Origin of the sequence: Polynucleobacter sp. AP-Capit-er-40B-B4, assembly GCF_018882245.1 — a bacterium.
Taxonomy (GTDB): domain Bacteria; phylum Pseudomonadota; class Gammaproteobacteria; order Burkholderiales; family Burkholderiaceae; genus Polynucleobacter.
On sequence record NZ_JACVOV010000001.1, the window covers coordinates 802414 to 826899 of the forward strand.

Here is a 24486-nt window from a genome sequence, read left to right on the forward strand (position 1 = left end):
GTGAGTTTTGATTTAAGCTCTCTTCTACTGTTTGGCCTGCCATTAGGATTATGTGCAGGCCTTTTAGTTTATGCACTTAACCTACGTTCCGCCCTTGCTCGCGTTGAGCTCCAGGCCCAGACTGAGATTGCACTAACCCAAAACCTTCGCATCGAACGTGATCAAGCATTGCAAAATGCAATTCGTCTTGAGGCAGAGTTAGATTCAGAGCGTAAACAGGGCTTAGGCAGAATTGAGTCACTCAACGAAGCAAAAGAAGCGCTGACAAATCAGTTTAAAAATTTAGCCAATGAAATCTTGGAAGATAAATCCAAGCGCTTTACCGAACAAAATGCAGCAAGCTTAGATGCCCTTCTTAAGCCTTTGCAAACTAAGCTCACTGAATTTAAAGAGCAAGTCAGTAACTCTTATGGCAATGAAGCTCGCGAGCGTCATGCCCTGAAAAATGAAATTGAGCGCTTAGCCAATCTCAATCTGCGCATGTCAGATGAAACACGCTCTTTAACTCAAGCATTAAAGGGTGACTCCAAGGTTCAAGGCAATTGGGGTGAGTTGGTGTTGGAATCAATCCTAGAATCCTCCGGCCTACGCAAGGGCGAAGAGTACCTAGTGCAAGATAGCCATACGCAAAGCGATGGCTCACGGCTACAACCAGACGTTGTCATCAAGCTACCTGAGGGTAGAAGCCTGGTGGTTGATAGCAAAGTATCTATTACAGCCTATGCCAGACATGCTGAAACTACCGACCCTGTAACAGCCGAGCAAGAGTTAGCTGCGCACATTCAGTCTCTGCGCCAACACATTCAAGGCCTTTCTGGAAAGAACTATAGCTCCCTCTATGGAGTGGGTTCAGTGGACTTTGTTTTAATGTTTGTGCCAATTGAGCCGGCATTCTTACTGGCATTAAAAACTGCCCCAAACTTATATCAAGAAGCTTTAGCCAAGAATATTGTTTTGGTCTGCCCAAGTACTTTAATGGCAACACTCAGAACCGTTGCTCACCTTTGGCGGCAAGATCATCAAAACCGCAATGCATTAGAGATCGCAAAACAGTGTGGCAATTTATACGATAAATTTGTTGGCTTTGTAGATGATTTAGAAAAGCTTGGGCAACGATTAGATCAAGCGCAAACCAGCTATCACGATGCATTTAATAAATTGAAAACTGGCAAAGGTAATCTCATTCGCTCTGCTGAAAAAGTTCGTGAACTAGGCGTCAAACCCAGTAAGAGCCTGGCTTCGCCACTAATTGAATCATCTTCGGACTTTGAATAATTCCCATTATCTGTCTTAGTGAATTTTTAAAAGACCTAGATAAACAAAAACCCCGCCTAGTTTGCACTAAGCGGGGTTTTTTCTTAAGACTTACTACTAAATTTAGTTCTGAATAAGCTCTAAATTAAGCAGCTTTGCGGCTACGTGATGCAGGAGTAGCAGATTTTTTAACTTGAGCAATTTGACCTTGCACAGTTTCGATTGCTTGATCAGCAGTTTTCTCTGCAGTAGCAAAAGCTTCTTTGCTAGCAGCACGGAACTGTTCAAAACCTTGCAATGCACTACCGTATACAGTTTTGAATGAAGACAAGAAAGTATCAGAACCTGCAGGTGCATTAGCAGCAACTGTGTTGATCCAATCTTGGAAGCCATCTTGTAATTGGTCGATGCTTGCATCAACAACATTTACGAACTCTTTATTGCTATCACGCAATACTTTGCTTACTTTCTTTTGGTAAGCAACAGCTTGATTGCCAGCAGCTTGCAAAGAATCGGCAGTAAAGATTTCAGTAACTTGCTTTGGATCTTTTGCAGTCAATACTTGCTGAATGCTGTCTTGTGTATTTACCAATGCGTCTTTAGAAGCAGCGTAGTTCAACTCAGCCAATTTCTGAGCATTTTCCAAAGCAGCTTCGCTTAAAGAAAATGTAGCCTCAAGGCCTTTGCTGTTAATTTGGGACAATTTAGCGGTGATTTGATCTTGGTTCATGTATTTCTCCAGAAATTAAGTGGTACAACTGTCAATTAAGTGCATTTAAGGAGATTTAAGATGCCTTAAATATTGCACTGCACCATGAAACTGTAACTGAATGAAAATGACAAATCAAGAAGTATTTGCTGCTCTGCAATAAATAAATTGGTATTTAGTAATAAACTCAATAAATTCAATAACTTAATGCAAAAACAAAATTCTCATTCCTACAAAAAAGTAGCAATTGCAGCCTGCTTTGGCACCTTTTTAGAGTGGTATGACTTTTTGACTTTTGCCACTCTAGCTGTCATTTTTGCACCGCTATTCTTCCCCTCCACAGACCCCAACACAGCCCTTTTAGCGAGCTTAGCGACCTTTGGGGTTGGAATGGTAGTCAGACCCGTTGGAGCAGCGCTATTTGGCTCCATGGGCGATCGTATCGGCCGCAAACCTGTATTTATGATCACTATCGCTTTAATGGGTATTGCAACCGTTAGCGTAGGCTTTTTGCCTACCTATGCACAAGCGGGAATTTGGGCGCCTATCTTGCTGGTTAGCCTGCGCTTACTCCAAGGGCTTTCTGCGGGTGGCGAGATTGGTGGGAGTGCTGTCTACCTTACAGAACATGCAGGCAATGAGCACAGAGGATTTAAGACAAGCTTTTTACAGCTAATGGGGCCATTAGGCATTTTATTTTCAACACTACAAATTGCCCTACTTAGAAGCTACTTATCACCAGAAGAATTTCTAAGTTGGGGCTGGCGCGTACCATTCTGGGTTTCCATCTTATTACTGATGATTGCCTTTAAAGCGCGCATGGCTCTTGAGGAAACCCCAGTATTTTTAGAGCTTTCCAAAAACAATCAGAATGCTACAAATCCTCTGCTCACTAATTTTCGCGATCCCCATACTCGCAAAAGAATGTTTCTTCTCTTCTTCTGCATCTCTTCTGGAGGCGCCGTTCTTTTTTTCTGCGTTCAGGTTTACACAGCGATCTTTTTAAAGACATCCGTTAAATTAGCGCCGGCAATAGTTGATCAACTGAGTCTTTACGCAACCCTCTGCCTTTTACCTTTGACCGTTTTTGCTGGCTGGCTATCAGATAAGGTGGGTCGTAAACCAATCGTGGTCAGCGGCCTTCTGCTAGGCGCATTAATTATTCTGCCGATCTTTCATGCACTTCAGTATTTGGGCTCGCAATATCTACAGCTCAGTCATCAAGAAAATGTTCTGTTGATTGGCCTATTACTCACCTGTTTATCTCTTGCGCTGGCTTTGGTAGTGGGGCCACAGACCGCACTGCTTGCAGAACTATTTCCCGCTAGGACACGCAATAGTGCGGCAACCCTTCCACACAATCTAGCTGCAGGCTGGATAGGTGGCTTACTGCCATTGATTGTGACTTGGTTAAATCAGAAATGGGGAAATGATATTGCGGGACTTTGGTATCCAACAGCCTTCCTTGCGTGCGCAGCAATTCTTGCGCTACTGTATTTGCCAGAAACTAGAAAGATTGATTTGAGTGTCTAGTAGATTGAATGAAAAAAGCCTCTAAGAAACTTAGAGGCTTTTAAATTTTGGTGCCCCTTGTCCGACTCGAACAGACCACCTACTGATTACAAATCAGTTGCTCTACCAGATGAGCTAAAGGGGCAACGGAATATATTTTAGCCTATTTCACAATCTTCAAGGCTGGTCTTGTGGTTTTGGGCTTTTCTGGGGCCTCATCTGCGGCATCTGCAATATGCAGGTCTCGAGCCTGAGCAGGGTCAAATGGGAAAGACATGCCCTGTCCATTCTCCCTAGCGTAGATTGCCAATACATGACTGACGGGCACTAGGATCTTCCGTGGGACCCCACCAAATCGCGCCTGGAAACTAATCCAGTCGTTTTCCATCTGCAGCTGGTGGCAGGCCTCCAGGGAGAGATTAAGAACAATCTCATCATTCTTCACAAACTCCATCGGCACTTCCACCCTAGCATCTACAAAGACGGCAATGAATGGCGTAAAGCCAAAATCCGTGCACCACTGATGTAGAGCACGGATTAGATAGGGTTTATTGCTTGGGACGTCAGACATGCCGACTAATAATGAACCGCTGGAACTGCTTAGCGGCGCATTACCTTCTCAGAAGGAGTCAAAGCTTCAATGTATGCAGGTCTGCTGAAAATACGCTCAGCGTACTTCAAGAGAGCGGCAGCATTACGAGAAAGATCGATACCATAGTGCTCAAGACGCCACAACAATGGCGCAATGGCAACGTCTAGCATTGAGAACTCATCGCCCAACATGTACTTGTTTTTTACAAAAATAGGTGCAAGTTGAGTCAAGCGATCACGAATCGCTAAACGCGCTTTCTCATGAACCTTCTCAGCCGCCTTACCTTTTTCATTTTCCAAAGCAGCCACATGCACAAATAACTCTTTCTCAAAATTAAAGAGGAAAAGGCGTGCGCGTGCGCGTGCTACTGGATCAGGCGGCATCAATTGTGGATGAGGAAAACGCTCATCAATGTATTCATTAATGATGTTTGATTCATACAAAATCAAGTCGCGTTCAACCAAGATAGGAACTTGGCCATAAGGATTCATTACAGAGATGTCTTCTGGCTTATTAAACAAGTCAACATCGCGGATTTCAAAATCCATGCCTTTTTCAAAAAGCACCAAACGGCAGCGTTGCGAGAATGGGCAGTTAGTACCCGAGTACAACACCATCATAAATTTATTTCCTTAAATTTCTACTTCAATACAACAAACGCACAACAGCGTTAAATCTTGTCGCTAACAGACCCCGAAGGGTCTATCAATTCAATTAATGAATATCTTTCCAATACGCTTTGTTCAAACGCCAAGCTAGGAGAGTAAAGACTGCCAAGAACAAGAGTACGATGACGCCAAGGCGTTTGCGCTCCAACTGAACTGGCTCAGCCATCCATGACATGAAAGCAACTAAGTCGGCGATGTTGTCGTCGTACTCCTGTGGCTTCATGGTGCCTGGGGTTAATTGTTCAAAGCCTACAAATACCTTCTCCATTCTGCTTGGATCATGAGGGTCTTTACGCTCCTCAAACTTCGCAGCACGCTCGCCCTGTAACTGCCAGAGGACATGTGGCATACCCACGTTTGGATAAACCAAATTATTCCAACCAGTTTGGGTGGTGTCGTCCTTATAGAAAGTACGGAAGTAGGTGTAGAGCCAGTCAATGCCACGCGCGCGAGCCTCAACCGATAAGTCTGGTGGAGTTTTGCCAAAGAAAGCTTTACCTTCTTTTGGTGTCATGGAAATGGTCATCAAATCACCCACTTTGGCATCAGTCAAAATGAGGTTGTCTTTGATCTGTTGATCAGTCAAGCCAATATCGCGTAAGCGGTTGTAACGCATGCTAGAAGCTGCGTGGCAGTTCAAGCAATAGTTCACAAATATCTTTGCGCCATTTTGCAATGATGCATTGCTACTTACACGATCAGGCGCTTTATCCAATGGAAAGCCACCTTCATTTGCATTGGCATTAATACCAAAGCTGAGCGCCGCAACTAATACTGTTGCTTGGCAGACGCCCATCAAAGTTTGCAGAATTCGTTTCATGCTAGTTCCTAGTTTCTCTTTGGTATCTGAATTAATGGGATTCAAAAGTAACGCGAGTCGGAACTGGCTTGAACGTACCAAGCTTGCTCCAGAAAGGCATTGCCAAGAAAAAGCCCAGATAATAAATCGTACAAATCTGAGAAATCTTTTCAAATACTGGTGATGGTGGCTCAATACCTAAGTAACCCAAGATAATGAAACTCACAACGAACACACCATAAATATATTTATGGAACTGTGGACGATAGCGAATCGATTTCACTGGTGACTTATCAAGCCAAGGCAAGAAGAACATGATCACAACTGAACCGCCCATGATCACAACACCCCAGAACTTAGCGTCAAACAAGTAGAAGCCAGCAGCCAAAATAACTGCAATAGCAGCACATGCACCCTTCACTTTTTTGTCGCTTGAGCTTCTAGCAAACATTCCAAGAATGATGGCTAAGAAGATCCACAACGGCAATAAGAAGTTAGTGGTGGTTGCACGCAACATAGAGTAGAAAGGCGTGAAATACCAAACTGGTGCAATGTGTGTCGGCGTTACGAATGGATTTGCCGGAATGAAGTTATTCGCTTCCAAGAAGTATCCGCCCATCTCCGGAGCAAAGAATACGATGCAAGCAAATACCATCAGGAATCCGCCCAGGTACATTACGTCGTGAACACTGTAGTAAGGGTGGAATGGAATGCCATCAACAGGATGACCATTCGCGTCCAAGTTCTCTTTAATCTCTACGCCATCAGGATTGTTTGAGCCAACTTCATGCAATGCAAGAATGTGAGCAGCAACCAAACCAATTAATACCAAAGGAATGGCAATGACGTGGAATGCAAAGAAGCGGTTAAGAGTTGCATCACCCACCACGTAGTCGCCACGCAACCATAAAGACAGGTCTGGGCCAATAAATGGAATTGCTGAGAACAAGTTCACAATAACTTGAGCACCCCAGTAGGACATCTGACCCCATGGGAGCAAGTAACCGAAGAACGCCTCACCCATCAAGCACAAGAAAATTGCGCAACCGAAAATCCAAATGAGTTCACGTGGCTTGCGATATGAGCCGTAGATCAAACCACGGAACATGTGCAAATACACAACCACGAAGAACATAGAAGCGCCGGTGGAGTGCATATAGCGAATCAACCAACCCCATGGTACTTCGCGCATGATGTATTCAACAGACTCAAATGCTTTAGCTGCATCTGGCTTGTAGTTCATTACCAAGAAAATACCGGTAATGATCTGAATTGCTAAAACAACGATCGCTAACGCACCAAAAATATAGAAAAAATTCAGATTTTTAGGAGCGTAATATTCACTCATATGACGCTTAAATGCGTCTGTAACAGGCAAACGCGAGTCAACCCATGCCATTAGTTTTACGGCGGCTGAAGCGTCTGCAGGAACTTCTTTTTCGTGAAATGCCATTTATCTCTCCTTAGGCCTTCTTATCTTCGCCAACCAAAATCTTGGTGTCGCTCAAGTACATGTGTGGCGGCACTTCAAGGTTATCTGGGGCTGGTTTATTTTTAAATACGCGGCCTGCCATATCGAAAGTGGAACCGTGACATGGGCAAAGGAAGCCACCTGGCCAAGTATTCGGCAAGGAAGGCTGTGCACCTGACTCGAATTTAGGCGTTGGAGAACAGCCCAAATGAGTGCAAATACCAACAACTACGAGGTACTCAGGCTTAATGGAGCGCCATTGATTCTGAGCATAAGGGGGTGTGAATTGAGCTGGATCACGCAAAGAATCCGGATCCGCTAATTCGCCATCAATCTTGGACAACTCAGCAACTTGCTCAGGGGTACGACGAACCACCCAAACAGGTTTACCGCGCCATTCAACCATTCTCATCTCGTCTGGCTGCATGCCAGCGATATCGATCTCAACAGCAGCGCCAGCGGCTTTTGCACGCTCGGAAGGCTCAAAACTGTCCACAAAAGGGTAAAGGGCTGCAGCTGCGCCTACGCCTCCAACTGCCGACGTGGCGATCAGCCAGTTGCGGCGATCCTTGTCCATACAGGGCTTGTCACTCATTTACAAAATTCCTAGAAAGGGTATTTATGGGTGGAAATTGCTTAAAGGTAGGATTTTAAAGTAAAAAGTGGGGTAAGCAAGAAAGTTATGGGGTTAATCTCGGGTTAATCTGGATCTTAGTTAAAAGGAAGGCATTTATGAGCGTTTTAAAGGAATTTCGGGACTTTGCCGTAAAGGGCAACGTGATTGATTTGGCGGTTGGCGTCATTATTGGGGGGGCTTTTGGGAAAATCGTGGATTCCCTGGTCAATGACATCGTTATGCCCGTTATTTCAAGCCTTTTAGGGGGTCATATCGACTTTACGAACCTTTTTATCGTTCTTGGGCATATTCCAGAGGGAGTTCCTAGAACCTTTGATGCCCTGAAAAAGGCCGGCGTACCGATTTTTGCCTATGGCAATTTCATCACCATTTCGATCAATTTCATACTCTTGGCCTTTGTCATCTTTCAAATGGTGAAAGTAGTAAACAAGATTCGTATCATGGATGCGCCACCACCACCTCCAGTTCCGGAAGACGTAGTGTTGTTGCGCGAAATTCGTGACAGCCTAAAAAAATAATTTGTCCTCAAATATTTCTCAAGAAAAACAAGAACAAGCTCAAGTCATTTTTCAAAATGGTTTGAGCTTGCTTCAACAAGGAAAGCCTGAGGAAGCGGATAGACTTTTTTCAGAAGCCTACTTACTTAACCCAAAAAATGCCGAAGTATTAAATCTCTTAGGCATTCGTGCCTATCAAAAACAAGAATATCGAAATGCAATTGATTTTTTAAATCAAGCAAATCAGATTGCACCCCATTGCGCACCAACACTCAGCAATTTAGGTTTAGTTCATAACGCAATTTTTGAATATGCCGACGCATTGCATTTTTTTAATTTAGCCATTGAATGTGCTCCAAATATTCCGGAGACTCACAACAATCGGGGTAACGCCTTAAAAGGCTTGGGGAAAATTACTGAGGCAAATAGTGCTTATGAAAAAGCGATTGCCCTACGACCCAATTACGCTGAAGCCCTTAGCAATCAAGGGGTGCTCCTTCTGGAGTCTGGACAGGCTGAAAAAGCGACTGCCCTCTTTGAAAAAGCTATCGCAGCAAATCCCCACTTTGCTATTGCATTCAATAATCTTGGAAATGCGTTTACACAACTAGAGAATTATGAGGATGCCTTTCAATGTTTCGAGCAGGCATTACAAATTCATCCTGGCTACCTCGATGCTTGTTTGAACTTTGGCAATAGCCTAAAAAAATGCAAGCAATACACTGCCGCAATTGATTGTTATCAACACGCACTCAAGATCAATCCCGAAAATGCTAAAACCTTTTTCTTATTGGGCGAGGTTTACTACGACACTGGTGATTGTGATCTGGCAAAAACCTATTACGCTAAATCTCTAGAGATTTATCCGGCCGATTTAGAGACACAAATCGCTCTAGCTATTGCTCAAATGCCAAAAGTATTCAAAAGCGTTGAAGAACTCGGAGACTCTCGTAATGAATTTACTCAACAACTTGAATTTTTTCAGAGAGCTCTTGATCAACAAAGCGACTCTATTCCAAGCGATAAGCTCCTTGCTCGCCACCCCTTTTACCTAGCCTATCAAGACGAAAATAATCGACCCCTGATGGCAAAATTTGGGGAGATCTGTTCTGGCTTGGCCCAGCCTATACAGGCCAAGTTAGGCACCAAGAAAGAATTCACAGATGCAAGCCCAAAGATCCGCATTGGGATTATTAGTAGCTTTATTTGCAGCCATCCTGTGTGGCATGCCATTACCAAGGGATGGGTGAACCATCTTGATGACAACCAATTTGAGCTTCATATCTTTAATACCAATGGTGTTGGAGATCAAGAAACTGAAAAAGCGAAGTCCAGAGTAGCGAGCTACATGAACTGCGGAACCGACATCATGGTTGCCGCACAGACTATTGCAGATCACAAACTGGATGTCATTCTTTATCCAGAAATCGGTATGGACACTATTAGCAAGTCCTTAGGCTGCCTGCGGCTTGCGCCTACGCAAATCGTGAGCTGGGGCCACCCAGAAACTACTGGACTGCCAACAATCGACTTTTACCTGTCATCTCAATTGATGGAGTCAGCTAATTCTAATGACTACTACAGCGAGGAGCTTATTGCCCTTCCGAGCTTGGGAACCTACTTTGAACAAGAGGTGATTGAGCCACTTAAGCCCGATTTACAAAACCTGGGAATAAATCCAAATACCCCAATACTGCTCTGCGCTGGATCACCATCAAAGTACTCTCCGGCGCACGACCATGTCTTTGTGCAGATTGCCAAAAAACTGGGCGCATGCCAGCTTGTCTTCTTTAACTTTGACGAAAACCTCACCGCCATTTTGCGGGAAAGATTACAACTCGCATTTGCGCATGAGCAGCTTGATAGCACCCAATATCTACGCTTCATTCCTTTTTTAAATAAGCAAGAGTTTTACGGATTAATGCGTGAGGCAGATCTCTACTTAGATACCATTGGATTTTCTGGCTTCAATACCGCAATGCAAGCCCTTGTCTGTGATCTGCCCATCATCACGGTAGCAGGCACCAAAATGCGTGGCCGCCTTGCTAGCGCAATCCTCAATCGCATTGGTCTGCCGGAATTAATCTGTCAATCTGATACTGCTTATATTGATTTGGCAGTAGAGTTGATTCAGAATCGAAGCTTACTGAACTCAATCAAAGATAAGATTGCGAAATCCAAAGCGATTTTGTTTAATGATCTTGAGCCTATACGATCGCTAGAACAATTCCTGATACAACAGGCACGAAAGTAAAGCAATTCTTCATGAACTCCACTCTTCAAAAATATTGGCTCTTATTTGCACAAGCAATTACTGTCATGTTGGCGGCCTTATTTATCGTTGCGACCCTAAAACCGGAGTGGCTTTCTGAATCTCGAGTTGGCTCATTGGTTGATACTGTTTCGCTTAAAGAAAGCCACTATGATGGCCAACTGAATCCTGGCTCATATCACGAAGCAGTTAAACGTTCGATGCCTGCGGTAGTCAATATTTTTACCAATAAAGCTTCTGCAAAACCCAAAGCACGTAAGGGCGGCGGGCCAAACTCTGGGGATCCTTTATTTAAATTCTTTTTTGGCGATCAACCTCCTGAAGAAGAGCCTAGCTCTAGCTTAGGATCCGGAGTTTTAGTGAGCCCAGAAGGCTATATCCTAACCAATCATCATGTCATTAGCGATGCCAATGACATTGATGTGGCACTAGCTGATGGGCGCAAGGTAAAAGCACAAGTGATTGGTAGCGATCCAGAAACCGATATTGCCGTCTTAAAGATTGAAGCCAAACAGTTACCAACACCTATCACCCTTGGTAAGGTTGAGTCTGTTCGCGTAGGTGATGTAGTTTTAGCGATTGGCAATCCATTTGGTGTGGGTCAAACGGTCACTTCCGGAATTGTTTCTGCATTGGGTCGCGATCATGTAGGCATCAATACTTTTGAAAACTTTATTCAAACAGATGCGGCCATTAATCCTGGTAACTCAGGTGGTGCGCTCATAGATACACGCGGCAATCTCATCGGCATTAATACCGCCATCTACTCCAACAATGGTGGCTCGATGGGTATTGGATTTGCAATCCCGATCAATTTAGCCAAACAAGTGATGGAGTCCATCTTGGCCAACGGTAGCGTGACCAGAGGCTGGATTGGCGTAGAGCCACAAAACCTTTCTAAGGAGCTTTCAGAGTCTCTGGGCTTGCCTGGCAATACCTCGGGCGTTCTGCTATCGGGCGTGTTAGAAGGCGGCCCTGCAGCCCGTGCTGGCATCAAGCCCGGTGATGTATTAGTCGCAGTTAATGGCAACCCCATTAAGGATGTCCGTGGGCTCCTCAATCAGATTGCTCAAATTAGCCCAGGCAATCAAGCAAAACTCACCGTGCTACGAAAAGGCAAAGAGCTAGAATTAACGGCCCAGACGGGCAAACGCCCCAAACCGAAACAACAAGCCAACTAGAGCCTACTCAGACTTTAGTTAGCGAGAATTTTGGATAAGAATTCTTTAGCTCTAGGCGAACGCGCCTCAGGGCGATCAAAAAACTCTGCTTTGCTGCAATCTTCGACAATGCGACCTTGATCCATAAAGATCACACGGTGACTTACTTTTCTAGCAAAACCCATCTCATGGGTAACGCAGCACATGGTCATTCCTTCTTGCGCTAGCTTCACCATGACGTCTAAAACTTCACCAACCATTTCTGGATCTAGGGCAGAGGTTGGCTCATCAAATAACATCACGATGGGATCCATACTTAACGCCCTTGCAATTGCCACCCGCTGCTGCTGACCGCCTGATAGCTGACCAGGAAACTTATCTTTCTGAGCCAATAATCCGACGCGATCCAAGTATTTAAGTCCATGCGCATTCGCTTCATCTGCAGTACGCCCAAGCACCTTCATTTGAGCAAGTGTTAAGTTCTCTTGTACGTTTAAGTGTGGGAAGAGCTCAAAATGCTGAAACACCATACCCACCCTGGCACGCAACTGAGGAAGATTCGTCTTGGGGTCATGCAAGTGGACGCCATCAACAATAATTTCACCCTGCTGAAATGGCTCTAATGCATTGATCGTTTTAATTAATGTAGATTTGCCAGAGCCAGATGGCCCACAAATGACTACTACCTCACCTTTTTGGATCGAAGTACTGCAGTCGGTGAGCACTTGAAAAGATCCGTACCACTTAGATACATTGCGAAGTTCGATCATGATATTTTTAGTAGCTCAGAAATAAGTTAGCGAATGATGGCAATCTTGGTATGAATCTTGCGCACAATTTTTGAAAGTGAAAAACAAATAATGAAGTAAGTGAACGCAGCCAAGATGTACGTCTCAATAGGCCGACCATAATTTTTTCCGGCAATCTCAAAACCCTTAAGCAGGTCATATGCTCCAATTGCATACACTAGCGATGTGTCCTGAAACAAAATAATCGTTTGTGTCATAAATACTGGAATCATGTTTCTAAAGGCTTGTGGCAGAACAATAAAACGCATGTTTTGACCATAAGTCATACCCAATGCTTCGGCAGCATAAGCCTGTCCTTTTGGCACTGACTGAATTCCGGCGCGCACAATTTCCGAAAAAAAGGCTGCCTCAAATGCAATAAAGGTAATGGTTGCGGAGAGATCGGCGCCAATCGGTTTGCCAATCAACATCGGAATGAGTAAGAAGAACCACAAAATCACCATCACCAACGGAATAGAGCGCATGGTATTGACGTAAAACGTAGCGGGATATACCAATGCAGGCCTACCCGATAATCGCATGAGTGCCAGGAAAGTACCTACGATAATTCCGCCAACCGTAGCAATGACTGTTAACTGAATGCTGAAGAGTAAACCCTTCAAAATATAGTTAGTGAATAACTCCCAGTTATAGAAGCTTAGATCAAGGCCAAACATTTAGTGTGCGCCTCCCACTTCGCTAGATTGGGCAATAAATCCAGGAATGCGCGTTCTTTTCTCAATCAAAGCCATGGCACGATTCACTGCAAATGCCGAAGAGGCATACAGCAAAGTCACTGCTAAATAGATTTCGACTCCATGAGATGTCTCTTCTTGTGCCTGCATGGCAAATAAAGTGAGCTCTGGCACTGATACTGCAAATGCAACCGAAGAATTTTTGATTAAATTCATGCTCTCGGAAGTTAATGGCGGTATGACGATACGCAGCGCCATTGGCAAGATGACATAACGATAGCTTTGGAATGTGGTGAGACCTAATGCGGTAGCAGCCATACGTTGTCCGCTAGGTAAAGCCTGAATACCCGCCCTAACCTGCTCAGCAATCCGTGCAGAAGTAAAAAATCCTAAGGCGATACTCACTAGCCAATAGGAAGGCAGTGCTTTTAATGGCAGAACAAATGCAGGGATAACGTGATACCAGAGAAAGACCTGAACAAGAATTGGAATATTGCGAAAAAGCTCCACCCAAGCAGTGGAAAGCCGTACCAGCCATCTATTGAGAGCACTGTCTTCAGGTAATGTGCGCAGGGTCCCCATGAGAGCGCCTAGAACCAGTGCAATTGCAAGGCCTAGCCCTGCTACAGCTAAAGTCCAGCCCCAGGCCTTGAGTAGCCAATCGAGATAACTGGGGTCTGCATTCTGACCTAGACCAAATATCGAGGAGATGCAGTGATCAACTACATCTCCGTCTAAGGTGCTTTTACAAAAAACACCTAAATCTAATGCCATGGTTTATTTCTTTTGATAATCTTCTGCGGGCTTGTCATTCAAGTTAGCCCATGCATTTTTGGTCGCAGGGGATAGCTCGAGACCCACCACAATATTTTTTGGCGGAATGGGAGACAAGAACCATTTATTCCAAAGCTTGGGCATATTGCCATTCTTCACAATCTTGGCAATCGCATCATTCACAGCAGCCTTAAACTCAGGATCATCCTTGCGGACCATGATGGCGATTGGCTCTGTACTCAAGACCTCACCAACAATCTTGTAATCCTTAGGATTCTTAGAGTTGGCAATATTGCCGGCCAAGATAGAACCGTCCATCACAAAGGCGTCGGCACGGCCAGACTCCAAGAGCAAGAAGCTATCGGCATGGTCTTTACCAAATACTTCATCAAAGTTCACGCCATTGGCTTTTTCATGTTTGCGCAACAGTTGCACTGAAGTTGTACCAGTTGTAGTGGCAACTTTTTTACCGGCCAATTGAGAAATAGAATTAATTCCAGAATTGGCCTTCACTGCAATGCGCACTTCCTCAACATACAAAGTATTAGCAAAACCAACGTCTTTTGCTCGTGCCGTATTGTTAGTAGTGGTTCCGCACTCAATATCAATAGTGCCGTTTTGCATCAAGGGAACGCGGTTTTGAGAGGTAACTGGTTGATAGTTAATGCGCAAAGTGCCCATCCCCAACTTATCCTTAATATCAGCCAAAATCATGCGGCAGATTTCCACATGGTAGCCATCAAAGCGACTATCCCCAGTGGTATAGGACATTGGAATAGAAGACTCACGGACACCCATAGTGATAGCGCCAGAGGATTTAACTTTGTCTAACGTGGGTGAGGCTGCAAACGAATTAGTAAATAGCAGAGCCAAAAATGTGAAGGCAGACGCCCTAAAAATAGTGGATTTCATCAGAAGATTCCTTTTAATCTAACTTTGCAGCCTTAACAACACACTTCCCCAGACCGGCGAAGTAGTCTCTTGCTTTAGGGGTTAACTCCAAATACTTCTTGCGACCATCAACATCATCGCCATAACGAATATAGCCCTGCTTTTGCAGGTTACTTAAACGCCTGTGTAGTGTTGCAGGAGATCCAATCTTGCTGAGATAAATCGCCTCTGAAACAAGCAAAGGCTTGTTATCAAGATAGTGAATTGCGACTAAATCCAGTAATTTCTTTTCTGTGGCATCTAAGCGAAAGAGATCTGATGCCCCTTCAAGCGCTTCAAGCAGTCTCACAAGCCGTAAATAGGCGTTTGCAATGATTACAGGTTTCAATTTTTTAGTCTCATATATTGTTTTCTCTCACTTTATATCAAATATATAAAAAGTGTAAGGGTTAGCTCTCTATTTATGCTCGCTTACCACCTCTATAATAGTTATAAAGGTTATATATATTGAATAACATACTCCAAAAAATATCCATTGTTTTCTCTATAGTTGTACTTTGGATACTATGTGACTACCTCAATATTTACCTTCTGAAGCTATTTCAAATTCATGACTTTCTTTACGCCATCTATTTGCTAGCTGGCTTTAGATTGCTAGCGGTTATTTTATTTGGATGGGTAGGGGTTTTGGGGATTTTTCTAGGTTACCTACTTTCTGGTTACTTCCTAAGAGGATTTGATATTCAGGATGCAATCTGTCTGGGGGGGCTCTCCTCTATTGCCCCTTATATTGCCTACCAAATATGGAAAATAATCCTCAAGAAAACGAATGACTTCCTCAATGTCAACTTTATTGACCTCTTTTACTTAATTATGCTCAGCAGCACTATTAGCGCTGTATTTAGATCAAGCTATCTCATAGGTATCGACAAAAATGTTGATTCGAGCATACTTCTCGCTACATTTGCAGCCAATGTAAGTGGGTCAATAATTTTTCTATTTGGGCTCAAGGCCCTATTTAATCTATTAAGACGGTTATTTTTAAAATAACTAAATAGTGCTTTAAATCTTCATTCCTTAATATTTGGAGATTTAAAGAATGAAAAAATCGCTATTAGCAGTTGCAGCTATCGGTGCATTTGCATCTGCTGCTCAAGCTCAGTCCAGCGTGACTGTATACGGTATTATCGACGCCGGTTATATCGGCTCTAACGCACGTGAAGGTTCAGTTAATGCGGCTTCTGGTCAAGCATTGAAGATTCAAAAGTCTGCTTTTGGTCAATCTGCTGAGCAAACTTCACGTTTGGGTTTCAAAGGTACTGAAGACTTAGGCGGCGGCGCTTCTGCTTTCTTTACTGTTGAACTCGGTTTGACACCACAAAACTCAGAATTGTCTGGTGGTACTGCTGAAGATCGTCCACAACGTACAACTAACGCTTCTGGCTCTGCTATTGATAACCGTCAATCATTTGTTGGTGTTAAAAAGAATGGTGTTGGTCAATTCGCATTCGGTCGTCAATACACTCCTATGTTTAACACTGGTGCTGCTACATCTCCTGGTCAATACAACAACGTAGTTGGTGACTTGGTTTACACATCTGGTAGCGCATTCGCTACTGGCACTGCTACTGGCAACGGCACTAACAACGGTATCGGCTTCACAAACCGTGCCTCTAACGCATTGACTCTTCAGTCAGACACATTTGCTGGCTTCCAAGTTGGCGGTTTGTATGCAGCTAACAACCAAAACCAAACTGAATTATCTGCTCCTGGCGCAAACGGAAATCAAGCTAACTACTCTGGTAACGGTGGTAACACTAACTGGGGTGGCTGGGGCTTGAACGGTAGCTTCACATGGCAGAAATTGTATGTTGGTGTTGCTTACCAGTCATTTAAGACTCAGTACAGCACTGGTGTATATACTGGTTACAGCGTAGCTAACGTGGGTTCACCTGCTGCTACTTCTGGTCAAGTTGTTGGCAACGGTCAACTCTTCCCAGCTGCTCAGATCTCTGACAAGCAAACTTTGGTTGGCGCAACTTATGACTTCGGTATCTTGAAGGCATACGCACAATGGGTTGGTCGTAAAGTTCAAAATGATTACAATACCCCTGGTGCGGCTACACCTACATACGCTGGTCAACCAACTGTTGCCGCCCAAGGTGCTGGTGAGCAGTTAAACCGTACTGCACAGCAGATCGGTGTTCGTAGCTACATCACTCCAACAATCGAGTCATGGGCTTCTGTTGGTACAGGTAAGGTAAAAGCAACATACCTAAATCAGTCTGCTAACTTCTTTGGTTATCAGTTGGGTTCAAACTACTACCTCAGCAAGCGCACAAACTTGTACGCAATCTACGGTCAGACACAAACATCAAGCTCTTCCATTACTGGAAACGTTGGTGCCGGTGCTAACCAATACGCTGTTGGCGTACGTCACACTTTCTAATTTCTGGCTAGCGTAAGCTAGTTTTAGATTAGATCTAAAAACCACCCTTCGGGGTGGTTTTTTTATGAAAATTTTTTAGAATCAATCTTATAGTTAATGTTGATAATTGTTACAAATACCCATACTAGTATTTGTAACTTAGTTGTAAAAACACATCATATTTATAACTAAATATGATTTTTACTTACACACCATCATCTAATAACTCTCACGCAGCCAACGATGACTGCGCCCATGACTCCTATGGGAAATTTAAGCCCTTTGATCACAAGGCTTCAAACTCAGCATTCAAAATATCAAAAGTTAAACACCCCCTATCTACATTTGAGACATTTTCTACTCTAGCTGAGAAGGCTCTTGATAGAGAAATTCAAAAACATATTGCTGGTGACATTACCAAGCAAACTCTAGGAATGTTTAGAAGCAGACTAAGGGCAATGTTATTGCCCTATTTTGGCAAATTTAATGTTGCAGAGATTCGCTATGAAGATATAGCTGGGTTTATTAATTACCTCTATGAGCATGACATTAAGCCGGTAACCATCAAACAGTATCTGGGTCTATTACGTAGAATTTTGGTGCTAGCGCTAGAAAAAGAAATCATCCTCAAGGTTCCACTATTCCCAAAGATCAAAGCAAAAAGTATTCCCAGGGGAAGCTTTACATGCACTGAATATCGAAAAATTTTGAGCACGAGTCGAGCAATTGCCTCCAGCGATCAATACATCATAACTAGTCATCGAAGCACTTCTGGTGGTGCCTATATTAAGCGTGAAACGGTACCCCGGGAAATGACTTGGTTAATTCAGTTTATGGTCAACTCGTTTGTAAGACCCGTAGATATCAAGTTGATTCAACATAAACATATCGAGACTATCGTAGGAAATAACACTTACCTTCGTCTAAATCTCCCAAAAACAAAGGGCCATACTGGCCAAATCGTCACATTGAGATCGGCTAAGTATATATATGATCGCCTTAAGCGCTATCAACTAGCTAGGGGCTATGGATCTCCAAATGATTATCTCTTTTTACCAGAGGCTAAAGATAGGCAAGGAGCTATTCAATTAATCTCCAATCACTTCAGAAAAATATTGGCATCAAGCGGGCTATCTAAGGGGCAGGAGGGGCAAACAAGAACGCTTTATAGCTTAAGGCATACAGCCATTACATTTAGACTTCTATACGGCAAGGGGATTGACTTGTTAACACTTGCGCGTAATGCACGCACATCAGTAGAAATGATTGAGCGCTTCTATTCATCCAATCTTACCGCTGAGATGAATATTGAAATGCTTCAATCAAAGAGAACGACTGTAAACGTGTCAAGAACACAATTTTATCTATCGCCCTAATTAAGCTCTTTTTATATTGAGCCAATAAAGAAAAAACCCGCTGTGTTGCCACAGCGGGTTAATTTAATGCCTAACTAATTCTTAACTAGCTTACGCTAGCCAGTAATTAGAAAGTGTGACGTACGCCAACAGCGTATTGGTTAGCACCCATGCCAGCACCAGCGTTTGCGCTTGTGCTAGATGTTTGTTGCTGACCGTAGATAGCGTACAAGTTTGTGCGCTTGCTGAGGTAGTAGTTTGAACCTAACTGATAACCGAAGAAGTTAGATGTTGCAGCATTGTAAGTAGCCTTAACTTTACCTGTACCAACTGAAGCCCAAGCCTCAACTGTTGGAGTGATGTAGCTACGAACACCGATTTGCTGTGCATTACGGTTTAATTGCTCGCCTGCACCAACAGTAGCGGAAGTTACGTAGTCGTTTTGTACTTTACGACCAACCCATTGTGCGTATGCCTTCAAGATACCGAAGTCATAAGTTGCACCAGCCAAAGTCTGTTTGTCAGAGATTTGAGCTGCTGAGAACAATGCGCTCGCTGGAATAGTTTGACCAGTAGTTGAAGCTGCTGAACCAACGTTAGTGATAGTAGCTCCACCAACTACGCCAGTGTTGTACTGAGTCTTAAATGACTGGTAAGCAACGCCAACATACAATTTCTGCCATGTGAAGCTACCGTTCAAGCCCCAACCACCATAGTTAGTGTTACCACCACCAGCTGCAGCAGATGTTGTGCCTGGAGTAGCAATCTCAGTTTGGTTTTGGTTGTTCATTGAATACATACCACCAACTACAAAGCCTGCAAAGTTGTCAGACTGAGCTGTCAATGAGTTAGAAGCGCGGTTTGTAAAGCCTAAACCGTTGTTGTTACCGTTAACTGTGCTTCCAGAACCGTATACAGATGATGAACCTAGGTATACAACGTCACCAATGATGTTGTTGTATTGACCAGGAGATGTAGCAGCACCAGTGTTAAATACTGGAGTGTATTGACGACCGAATGCGAATTGGCCGATACCGTTCTTTTTCAAACCAACAAATGATTGACGGTTATCAATAGTAGAGCCAGAAGCATTAGTTGTTTTTTGGATGCGATCTTCTGCAGTGCCACCAGACAAGTTAGAGTTTTGTGGTGTCAAACCGAGTTCAACAGTAAAGAAAGCAGAAGCGCCGCCGCCTAAGTCTTCAGTACCTTTGAAACCCAAACGTGAAGTTTGCTCAGCTGATTGACCGAAAGCAGACTTTTGAATCTTTTGCACTTGGTTGTTTTGACCAGCAGCAGATGCAACTGTGCCTTCACGTGCGTTAGAACCGATGTAACCAACGTCCAAGATACCGTATACGGTTACGCTGGACTGAGCTTGAGCAGCAGATGCAAATGCACCGATAGCTGCAACTGCTAATAGCGATTTTTTCATTCTTTAAATCTCCAAAAATTAAAAGTAATGCCCAAATAAAACTGGGACCTACGAATTTTGCTTCTTTTGCCCCGCTAGACTGGGGGTCAGGGTATTTAGGAGCTCTTTTTGCTTGTCAAAAGGTAGTTTTTTGGCTTTCTTCGTTGTATCTCGGCAACAAGACCCCTCTTTTCTGTCTTTTATGGGCTCTAGATGCCAAAATTGTCATATGGCAAGCCGTGAATTCTTAAAAATCCTTAGTTCAGCCCGTTTAGGTGATGTTTCTGCGCAACAAAATCTGGCTCAAGCCTACTTAACCGGCGCATTTAAAACCCCTATTCAGCCTGCTAACGCCCTGATTTGGCTAGAAAAATCCTATTTTTCCATTACAAATCAGACACTTGAAGATCAAATCTCAAGTAGCGCTGAAATTTTCAAGGTCCTGACACAAGTTGCCAGCATTCCGCTGGTTGAAACCTTTAATTCACCTGCTTTTGGTTTTGGATGGGATTCATTTTGGAAGCTTGCTGAAGGCACTGGAGATTTAGAGCAATCTTCTGCGGCCAAATGGCAACTAGTCAATTTATTAGTTAATCCAGAACATCAAGAAATCCAATCTCAGTTATTCGATTGGTTAAAAAAGAGTAGTGGAATTACTTCTGTCGAGAAAATTTCTGGATCAGATCTTGGTGGTCTTCAAAAAATTGCTAAGCAGTATTTAACTGAATTAGCAGAGAGTGACTCTACTTTTGCAGCGAATGCAAAAGAATTGCTCATCAAACTTCAACCAAAGAATGAAGCGCTTTCTTCTTTATGGAAAGTTTGGATCGATGAGCAAAATGAAGATGCCTTAACTCGAGCTGCAGAGCTTGGCTTAACAATTGCAAAACTAACATTGGGTTTACGACTTGCGCAGCTGGATGAGCGAGTTGAGATTGCTGAAACTAAATCCAATGCCTCTCTTAAAAAAGCAGCGCATTGGTTAGAGCTTGCTGCGAAAGATGGTGACCGAGATGCATGGTACGCACTTGGTGAAATTTATCGCCGCCCACAATTTTCTGGATATAACGCTGCAGAAAGTGATCGCTGCTTTGATCGTGCAGCAGACCTTGGTCATCCGCAAGCACAACTTCGTAAAGGCGCCAATCTATGGCGTAAGCGTGAAAAGTCTGAGGAAAAAGTTCGCGGGTTACAAGCTTCTTACTGGGTATGGCAAGCCCAACAGCAAGGCGTAGCAGAAGCAAAGGATTTACTCAGCAAGATTTTGGAGAGCTGCGCAAATCCTAAACAGAATGAATGGTTTGAGTTGGCGCAATATGCTGAGCAAGCACTCAATCATCATGCTGAGCACAAGCTCGATGAAGACTGGCTACTGCTCTGTCATCGCATCATCATTGCGAATCAATTTAATTTCAGCAAAGCAGAATTATTGTTGTGCGAAGTTGGCCAATTGCAACATGAGCATTGCGTAGTGGTGGATATTCGTTGGGAGCTGCCGAAGATATTGCCGAGATTGATTCAGATTGAAACGATTCAGCAGCGCCGCGCCCTTTTGGCAGCTGGCAAAGCTTTTGCTGGCTCAGAAATAGATCTCGAAGGCAACCTTCGTCAAAGACGTTATCGTTTTGATCGCGTTACTGACTGGTTAAAGACGACTTTCGAAAACCAAGCCGTCGATACCGAGACTAATTAAGCTGCAGAACCCTCTGCCTCGGCTTCATCATCTGACGGCTTGGGCACATAAAAGCGCGCAATCAAAAGCCCTAATTCATAGAGTAGGGTCATTGGGACTGCTAGTAGCAATTGAGAGAGAACGTCTGGTGGCGTCACAACGGCTGAGATCACAAAAGCGCCCACAATCACATAGGGACGAATTTCTCTCAACTTAGCCAGGGGAACCATACCCATGCGCACCAATACCACGACCACTACAGGCACTTCAAAGGTGATACCAAATGCCAAGAAGGTTGTCATGGCAAAACTTAAATAGTTATCGATGTCTGTAGACATCTCCGCACCCAAGGGAGCGTTATAGCTAGCCATGAACTTAAATACCGTTGGGAACACTAGGAAATAAGCGAAGGCCATGCCAATTATGAACAAGGTATAGCTACTCACTACCAAAGGCAGGATGAGTTTTCTTTCATGCAGATAAAGACCCGGCGCAATGAATGCCCACAACTGATACATCACCACTGGTAATGCAATGAGAAACGCCACAAGCATGGTGACTTTCATTGGCACAAAAAATGAACCCGTGACGTCAGTCACAATCATCTTGCCGCCAGCAGGCAAAGCCTCTAGTAAAGGCTGTGCAAACAAATGAAAAATATCGGGCGCCCAATAGACCAAAGAAACAAAGACAACAAGGATGGCTAGTGCCGATTTAATTACGCGATCACGTAATTCAAATAAGTGGGATAGAAATGTTTCTTGTAATCCCGAGTCTTCAGTTGAATTATTTTCAGTCATGCGTAAGTATTTTTATTATTTTGCTTATTACTATTATTTGCCAGCGCTGTGATGAAAGCGCTTCATTCTGGCTGCGCCAGATTGCACACGAGTACGAATACCTGCAGAACGCTTAAACCAGACCGGCCTTGCTGCTCGGCGTACGCCCCAGCTATTGCGGCCTTGGCGCTTGCTTTTGCGAAGGACTTCTTTTTCATCTAGCGGTGGCTTATCGAAGCTAGTCTCAAAGATATCTGCTTGATCACTTAAGTTGGCGCCCGCCTCTTGAACGGTAGAGCCAATGCTGTTTTCTACTTCTTTCAGAGTGGCAGTAGTTTCTTCTCGAAACTTTTTAAATTCTTCCACTTCCATCTGGCGGTTGACTTCAGATTTGACGTCAGCCATGTAGCGTTGTGCACGCCCAAATAAATTACCTGCCATGCGAGCAACTTTTGGCAAACGCTCGGGCCCAACTACGACCAAAGCAACCACAGCAATTAGCGCAAGCTTTGAAACACCGAGATCAATCATTTAACCAGTCGTTTAAAAGCCGCATGAGTTTCTATCGCGCTTCAGATATTTTATTTGTTTACGTCTTTTGCCTGGACATCAACAGTCTTCTCTGTTGCTGCAGAACTTTGTTGAATTTGCTCTTTAGGTTCATCGCCTGGCTTCATGCCATCCTTAAAACCCTTAACAGCACCACCCAAGTCTTGACCAATGTTGCGTAATTTTTTGGTACCAAATACCAACATCACAATCACCAACACAATTAACCAATGCCAAATGCTAAATGAACCCATCTTTAATCTCCTTGGATTATTTTTTCCAGGGGCGGGGACCGCCCATCACATGTAAGTGCAAGTGATAAACCTCCTGCCCACCATCCGCACCATTGTTTACCATCAATCTAAAGCCGCCATCCTTACCAGGACGACAACCTTGCTCTTTGGCAAGACGGGGTGCTAATTCCATCATTCTACCCAGCAAAGGGGTATCTACGCTTTCTGCGGACTCCAACATGGGTATATGTTTTTTAGGAATCATCAAAAAATGGATAGGCGCCGCTGGATTAATGTCTTTAAAAGCATAGATTTCCTCGTCCTCATAAACCTTCTGGGAGGGGATTAAACCTTGGGAAATCTTGCAAAACAGGCAATTTGGATCGTGTGACATGCTTATTCCGTGGTTATTACGCAGTTATTCCGAATTTATTCTTTATCGGCTGCTTTTCTGGCGGCCTTTTCTTCGATGCCCGAAGTTCCCAGGCGACGATCGAGCTCGGCAACTACATCTTCCGGGCGCAGGTTAAATTGCGACAGGGCAATTAAGCAGTGAAACCATAAATCAGCCATTTCACCAACTAGTAACTTTTGCTGGTCAGGAGATAAATTGGAGTTGCGTGCATCCTTGGCGGCCATGACGGCTTCAGTCGCCTCTTCGCCAATCTTCTTCAAAATCCCATCGTCACCCTTTGAAAAGAGCAAAGCGGTATAGGAAGTTTTAGGATCTGCCTGACCCGCCTTAAACGCATCACGACGTTGATCGACCACGTCAGCCAAATGGGCTAAGGCCGAGTCCAGATTAGAAGATTTGTTTGCAGAACTAGTCATAGGATCATTTTATGTCTTTTGTAGGCAGGTCTTCGCTATTACTTTTTATTCTTAGACTCATCGACCCAAGCAGCCTTTGCAGAATCCCACTGCAAAAAGAAGCAGCTGTGTTCGCCTGTATGGCAGGCAATGCCATCCTTTTGCTCAACTAATAGCAAAATCGTGTCGCCGTCACAATCTAATCGAATTTCTTTTACGTTTTGAGTGTGGCCAGACTCCTCGCCTTTGTGCCACAACTTCTGCCTGGAACGAGTCCAGTAGACTGCTTCGCCCAAACGCAAGGTTTCCATAAGAGCATCGCGGTTCATCCAAGCCATCATCAAAATGTCTTTGCTACCAACTTCTTGGGTAATTACCGGAACTAAGCCTTGCTCATTCCACGTCACCGCATCAAGCCATGCGCCTGCTTGCAGATTTTGAATTGGGGCAAAGGTACTTTGTGTGCTTTGAGGTTTGCTCATACCTAAACTTTACAGGCAATAGGTCAAACTTATTAAAAAGTGAAA

The 24486-nt window shown here is 43.9% G+C and carries 27 protein-coding genes and 1 tRNA gene; 9 read left to right on the forward strand and 19 right to left on the reverse strand.

Annotated features, from left to right (window positions below):
• On the forward strand, positions 1–1275 hold the full coding sequence (locus tag ICN19_RS04005; RefSeq protein ID WP_216245865.1) for a DNA recombination protein RmuC: 1275 nt from the start codon (positions 1–3) through the stop codon (positions 1273–1275).
• Positions 1276–1399: 124 nt separating this feature from the next.
• On the opposite strand, the gene ICN19_RS04010 is transcribed toward ICN19_RS04005, so the two are convergent.
• Positions 1400–1984: a phasin family protein gene (locus ICN19_RS04010; RefSeq protein ID WP_216213367.1), complete on the reverse strand. Its 585-nt coding sequence runs from the start codon at positions 1982–1984 to the stop codon at positions 1400–1402.
• Between the two features lie 186 nt (positions 1985–2170).
• Between ICN19_RS04010 and ICN19_RS04015 the strand changes: the two genes are divergently transcribed.
• Positions 2171–3496, forward strand: a complete 1326-nt coding sequence (locus tag ICN19_RS04015; RefSeq protein WP_216245866.1) for an MFS transporter — start codon at positions 2171–2173, stop codon at positions 3494–3496.
• A 48-nt stretch (positions 3497–3544) separates the two neighbouring features.
• Here ICN19_RS04015 and ICN19_RS04020 read toward each other — a convergent pair.
• The 6 genes from ICN19_RS04020 to petA all read right to left on the reverse strand — a co-directional run bounded on the left by ICN19_RS04020 (position 3545) and on the right by petA (position 7600).
• Positions 3545–3620: transfer RNA gene (locus ICN19_RS04020), tRNA-Thr, on the reverse strand.
• 18 nt (positions 3621–3638) lie between these two features.
• A complete protein-coding gene (locus ICN19_RS04025; protein WP_216245867.1) occupies positions 3639–4046 on the reverse strand; it encodes a ClpXP protease specificity-enhancing factor in 408 nt (135 codons plus the stop codon).
• A 29-nt stretch (positions 4047–4075) separates the two neighbouring features.
• Positions 4076–4687, reverse strand: coding sequence for a glutathione S-transferase N-terminal domain-containing protein (locus ICN19_RS04030; protein WP_068320223.1), 612 nt, complete (start codon positions 4685–4687; stop codon positions 4076–4078).
• A gap of 94 nt (positions 4688–4781) precedes the next feature.
• Positions 4782–5555 (reverse strand): cytochrome c1, encoded by a 774-nt coding sequence (locus ICN19_RS04035; protein WP_370625130.1) that lies wholly within the window; start codon positions 5553–5555, stop codon positions 4782–4784.
• Between the two features lie 31 nt (positions 5556–5586).
• Positions 5587–6987: a cytochrome bc complex cytochrome b subunit gene (locus ICN19_RS04040; RefSeq protein ID WP_216245868.1), complete on the reverse strand. Its 1401-nt coding sequence runs from the start codon at positions 6985–6987 to the stop codon at positions 5587–5589.
• 10 nt (positions 6988–6997) lie between these two features.
• Positions 6998–7600 carry a ubiquinol-cytochrome c reductase iron-sulfur subunit gene (gene petA, locus ICN19_RS04045; RefSeq protein ID WP_215348231.1) on the reverse strand — a complete coding sequence of 201 codons (603 nt, stop codon included), beginning with the start codon at positions 7598–7600 and terminating at the stop codon, positions 6998–7000.
• 137 nt (positions 7601–7737) lie between these two features.
• On the opposite strand from petA, the gene mscL reads away from it, so the two are divergent.
• From mscL to ICN19_RS04060, 3 genes are read left to right on the forward strand one after another with little or no spacing between them, the layout of a single operon-like run.
• The gene (gene mscL, locus ICN19_RS04050) at positions 7738–8160 is read left to right on the forward strand and encodes a large conductance mechanosensitive channel protein MscL (RefSeq protein ID WP_216245869.1); all 423 of its coding nucleotides are present in this window, start codon (positions 7738–7740) and stop codon (positions 8158–8160) included.
• Between the two features lies 1 nt (position 8161).
• Positions 8162–10393, forward strand: a complete 2232-nt coding sequence (locus ICN19_RS04055; RefSeq protein ID WP_216245870.1) for a glycosyltransferase family 41 protein — start codon at positions 8162–8164, stop codon at positions 10391–10393.
• An 11-nt stretch (positions 10394–10404) separates the two neighbouring features.
• Positions 10405–11592 (forward strand): Do family serine endopeptidase, encoded by a 1188-nt coding sequence (locus ICN19_RS04060; protein WP_216245871.1) that lies wholly within the window; start codon positions 10405–10407, stop codon positions 11590–11592.
• A 14-nt stretch (positions 11593–11606) separates the two neighbouring features.
• On the opposite strand, the gene ICN19_RS04065 is transcribed toward ICN19_RS04060, so the two are convergent.
• Genes ICN19_RS04065 through ICN19_RS04085 form a run of 5 tightly spaced genes read right to left on the reverse strand, consistent with a single transcriptional unit; the run spans position 11607 to position 15107 of the window.
• Entirely contained in the window at positions 11607–12341 is a 735-nt protein-coding gene (locus tag ICN19_RS04065; protein WP_216245872.1) for an amino acid ABC transporter ATP-binding protein, read from the reverse strand.
• 26 nt (positions 12342–12367) lie between these two features.
• The gene (locus ICN19_RS04070; protein WP_216245873.1) at positions 12368–13036 is read right to left on the reverse strand and encodes an amino acid ABC transporter permease; all 669 of its coding nucleotides are present in this window, start codon (positions 13034–13036) and stop codon (positions 12368–12370) included.
• The gene (locus ICN19_RS04075) at positions 13037–13828 is read right to left on the reverse strand and encodes an amino acid ABC transporter permease (protein WP_216245874.1); all 792 of its coding nucleotides are present in this window, start codon (positions 13826–13828) and stop codon (positions 13037–13039) included. It abuts the gene before it with no gap.
• A gap of 3 nt (positions 13829–13831) precedes the next feature.
• Positions 13832–14740, reverse strand: a complete 909-nt coding sequence (locus ICN19_RS04080) for an amino acid ABC transporter substrate-binding protein (RefSeq protein WP_216245875.1) — start codon at positions 14738–14740, stop codon at positions 13832–13834.
• Between the two features lie 13 nt (positions 14741–14753).
• Entirely contained in the window at positions 14754–15107 is a 354-nt protein-coding gene (locus tag ICN19_RS04085; RefSeq protein WP_216245876.1) for a winged helix-turn-helix domain-containing protein, read from the reverse strand.
• Positions 15108–15226: 119 nt separating this feature from the next.
• On the opposite strand from ICN19_RS04085, the gene ICN19_RS04090 reads away from it, so the two are divergent.
• The 3 genes from ICN19_RS04090 (at position 15227) to ICN19_RS04100 (ending at position 18523) form a co-directional block, all read left to right on the forward strand.
• Positions 15227–15769, forward strand: coding sequence for a hypothetical protein (locus ICN19_RS04090; RefSeq protein ID WP_216245877.1), 543 nt, complete (start codon positions 15227–15229; stop codon positions 15767–15769).
• Between the two features lie 49 nt (positions 15770–15818).
• Complete coding sequence (locus ICN19_RS04095) at positions 15819–17168, forward strand: porin (protein ID WP_216245878.1); 1350 nt, start codon at positions 15819–15821, stop codon at positions 17166–17168.
• Positions 17169–17341: 173 nt separating this feature from the next.
• Positions 17342–18523, forward strand: coding sequence for a phage integrase SAM-like domain-containing protein (locus tag ICN19_RS04100; RefSeq protein ID WP_216245879.1), 1182 nt, complete (start codon positions 17342–17344; stop codon positions 18521–18523).
• 106 nt (positions 18524–18629) lie between these two features.
• On the opposite strand, the gene ICN19_RS04105 is transcribed toward ICN19_RS04100, so the two are convergent.
• A complete protein-coding gene (locus tag ICN19_RS04105; RefSeq protein ID WP_216245880.1) occupies positions 18630–19937 on the reverse strand; it encodes a porin in 1308 nt (435 codons plus the stop codon).
• Positions 19938–20145: 208 nt separating this feature from the next.
• Between ICN19_RS04105 and ICN19_RS04110 the strand changes: the two genes are divergently transcribed.
• On the forward strand, positions 20146–21609 hold the full coding sequence (locus tag ICN19_RS04110) for a tetratricopeptide repeat protein (RefSeq protein ID WP_216245881.1): 1464 nt from the start codon (positions 20146–20148) through the stop codon (positions 21607–21609).
• Here the strand turns inward: ICN19_RS04110 and tatC are convergent.
• Genes tatC through hisI form a run of 6 tightly spaced genes read right to left on the reverse strand, consistent with a single transcriptional unit; the run spans position 21606 to position 24441 of the window.
• A complete protein-coding gene (gene tatC, locus ICN19_RS04115) occupies positions 21606–22388 on the reverse strand; it encodes a twin-arginine translocase subunit TatC (RefSeq protein WP_216245882.1) in 783 nt (260 codons plus the stop codon). The genes ICN19_RS04110 and tatC overlap by 4 nt on opposite strands.
• Positions 22389–22421: 33 nt before the next feature.
• Positions 22422–22898, reverse strand: coding sequence for a Sec-independent protein translocase protein TatB (gene tatB, locus ICN19_RS04120; protein WP_216245883.1), 477 nt, complete (start codon positions 22896–22898; stop codon positions 22422–22424).
• 50 nt (positions 22899–22948) lie between these two features.
• Positions 22949–23170 carry a Sec-independent protein translocase subunit TatA gene (gene tatA, locus ICN19_RS04125; RefSeq protein ID WP_216245884.1) on the reverse strand — a complete coding sequence of 74 codons (222 nt, stop codon included), beginning with the start codon at positions 23168–23170 and terminating at the stop codon, positions 22949–22951.
• A gap of 16 nt (positions 23171–23186) precedes the next feature.
• Positions 23187–23543 carry a histidine triad nucleotide-binding protein gene (locus ICN19_RS04130; protein WP_215348218.1) on the reverse strand — a complete coding sequence of 119 codons (357 nt, stop codon included), beginning with the start codon at positions 23541–23543 and terminating at the stop codon, positions 23187–23189.
• 35 nt (positions 23544–23578) lie between these two features.
• Entirely contained in the window at positions 23579–23980 is a 402-nt protein-coding gene (locus ICN19_RS04135; protein WP_216245885.1) for a phosphoribosyl-ATP diphosphatase, read from the reverse strand.
• A 38-nt stretch (positions 23981–24018) separates the two neighbouring features.
• The gene (gene hisI / locus ICN19_RS04140) at positions 24019–24441 is read right to left on the reverse strand and encodes a phosphoribosyl-AMP cyclohydrolase (RefSeq protein WP_370625132.1); all 423 of its coding nucleotides are present in this window, start codon (positions 24439–24441) and stop codon (positions 24019–24021) included.
• Positions 24442–24486: the final 45 nt, after the last annotated feature.

What these genes read in the sequence shown, in the direction of transcription:
- petA (WP_215348231.1), bottom strand. Translation starts at nt 7,600, where the DNA reads ATGAGTGACAAGCCCTGTATGGACAAGGATCGCCGCAACTGGCTGATC.
- tatA (WP_216245884.1), bottom strand. Translation starts at nt 23,170, where the DNA reads ATGGGTTCATTTAGCATTTGGCATTGGTTAATTGTGTTGGTGATTGTG.
- ICN19_RS04105 (WP_216245880.1), bottom strand. Translation starts at nt 19,937, where the DNA reads ATGAAAAAATCGCTATTAGCAGTTGCAGCTATCGGTGCATTTGCATCT.
- ICN19_RS04030 (WP_068320223.1), bottom strand. Translation starts at nt 4,687, where the DNA reads ATGATGGTGTTGTACTCGGGTACTAACTGCCCATTCTCGCAACGCTGC.
- ICN19_RS04100 (WP_216245879.1), top strand. Translation starts at nt 17,342, where the DNA reads ATGATTTTTACTTACACACCATCATCTAATAACTCTCACGCAGCCAAC.
- ICN19_RS04015 (WP_216245866.1), top strand. Translation starts at nt 2,171, where the DNA reads ATGCAAAAACAAAATTCTCATTCCTACAAAAAAGTAGCAATTGCAGCC.
- ICN19_RS04010 (WP_216213367.1), bottom strand. Translation starts at nt 1,984, where the DNA reads ATGAACCAAGATCAAATCACCGCTAAATTGTCCCAAATTAACAGCAAA.
- tatB (WP_216245883.1), bottom strand. Translation starts at nt 22,898, where the DNA reads ATGATTGATCTCGGTGTTTCAAAGCTTGCGCTAATTGCTGTGGTTGCT.
- ICN19_RS04035 (WP_370625130.1), bottom strand. Translation starts at nt 5,555, where the DNA reads ATGAAACGAATTCTGCAAACTTTGATGGGCGTCTGCCAAGCAACAGTA.
- mscL (WP_216245869.1), top strand. Translation starts at nt 7,738, where the DNA reads ATGAGCGTTTTAAAGGAATTTCGGGACTTTGCCGTAAAGGGCAACGTG.
- ICN19_RS04110 (WP_216245881.1), top strand. Translation starts at nt 20,146, where the DNA reads ATGGCAAGCCGTGAATTCTTAAAAATCCTTAGTTCAGCCCGTTTAGGT.
- hisI (WP_370625132.1), bottom strand. Translation starts at nt 24,441, where the DNA reads ATGAGCAAACCTCAAAGCACACAAAGTACCTTTGCCCCAATTCAAAAT.
- ICN19_RS04025 (WP_216245867.1), bottom strand. Translation starts at nt 4,046, where the DNA reads ATGTCTGACGTCCCAAGCAATAAACCCTATCTAATCCGTGCTCTACAT.
- ICN19_RS04040 (WP_216245868.1), bottom strand. Translation starts at nt 6,987, where the DNA reads ATGGCATTTCACGAAAAAGAAGTTCCTGCAGACGCTTCAGCCGCCGTA.
- ICN19_RS04065 (WP_216245872.1), bottom strand. Translation starts at nt 12,341, where the DNA reads ATGATCGAACTTCGCAATGTATCTAAGTGGTACGGATCTTTTCAAGTG.
- ICN19_RS04135 (WP_216245885.1), bottom strand. Translation starts at nt 23,980, where the DNA reads ATGACTAGTTCTGCAAACAAATCTTCTAATCTGGACTCGGCCTTAGCC.
- ICN19_RS04130 (WP_215348218.1), bottom strand. Translation starts at nt 23,543, where the DNA reads ATGTCACACGATCCAAATTGCCTGTTTTGCAAGATTTCCCAAGGTTTA.
- ICN19_RS04095 (WP_216245878.1), top strand. Translation starts at nt 15,819, where the DNA reads ATGAAAAAATCGCTATTAGCAGTTGCAGCTATCGGTGCATTTGCATCT.
- tatC (WP_216245882.1), bottom strand. Translation starts at nt 22,388, where the DNA reads ATGACTGAAAATAATTCAACTGAAGACTCGGGATTACAAGAAACATTT.
- ICN19_RS04080 (WP_216245875.1), bottom strand. Translation starts at nt 14,740, where the DNA reads ATGAAATCCACTATTTTTAGGGCGTCTGCCTTCACATTTTTGGCTCTG.
- ICN19_RS04075 (WP_216245874.1), bottom strand. Translation starts at nt 13,828, where the DNA reads ATGGCATTAGATTTAGGTGTTTTTTGTAAAAGCACCTTAGACGGAGAT.
- ICN19_RS04070 (WP_216245873.1), bottom strand. Translation starts at nt 13,036, where the DNA reads ATGTTTGGCCTTGATCTAAGCTTCTATAACTGGGAGTTATTCACTAAC.
- ICN19_RS04060 (WP_216245871.1), top strand. Translation starts at nt 10,405, where the DNA reads ATGAACTCCACTCTTCAAAAATATTGGCTCTTATTTGCACAAGCAATT.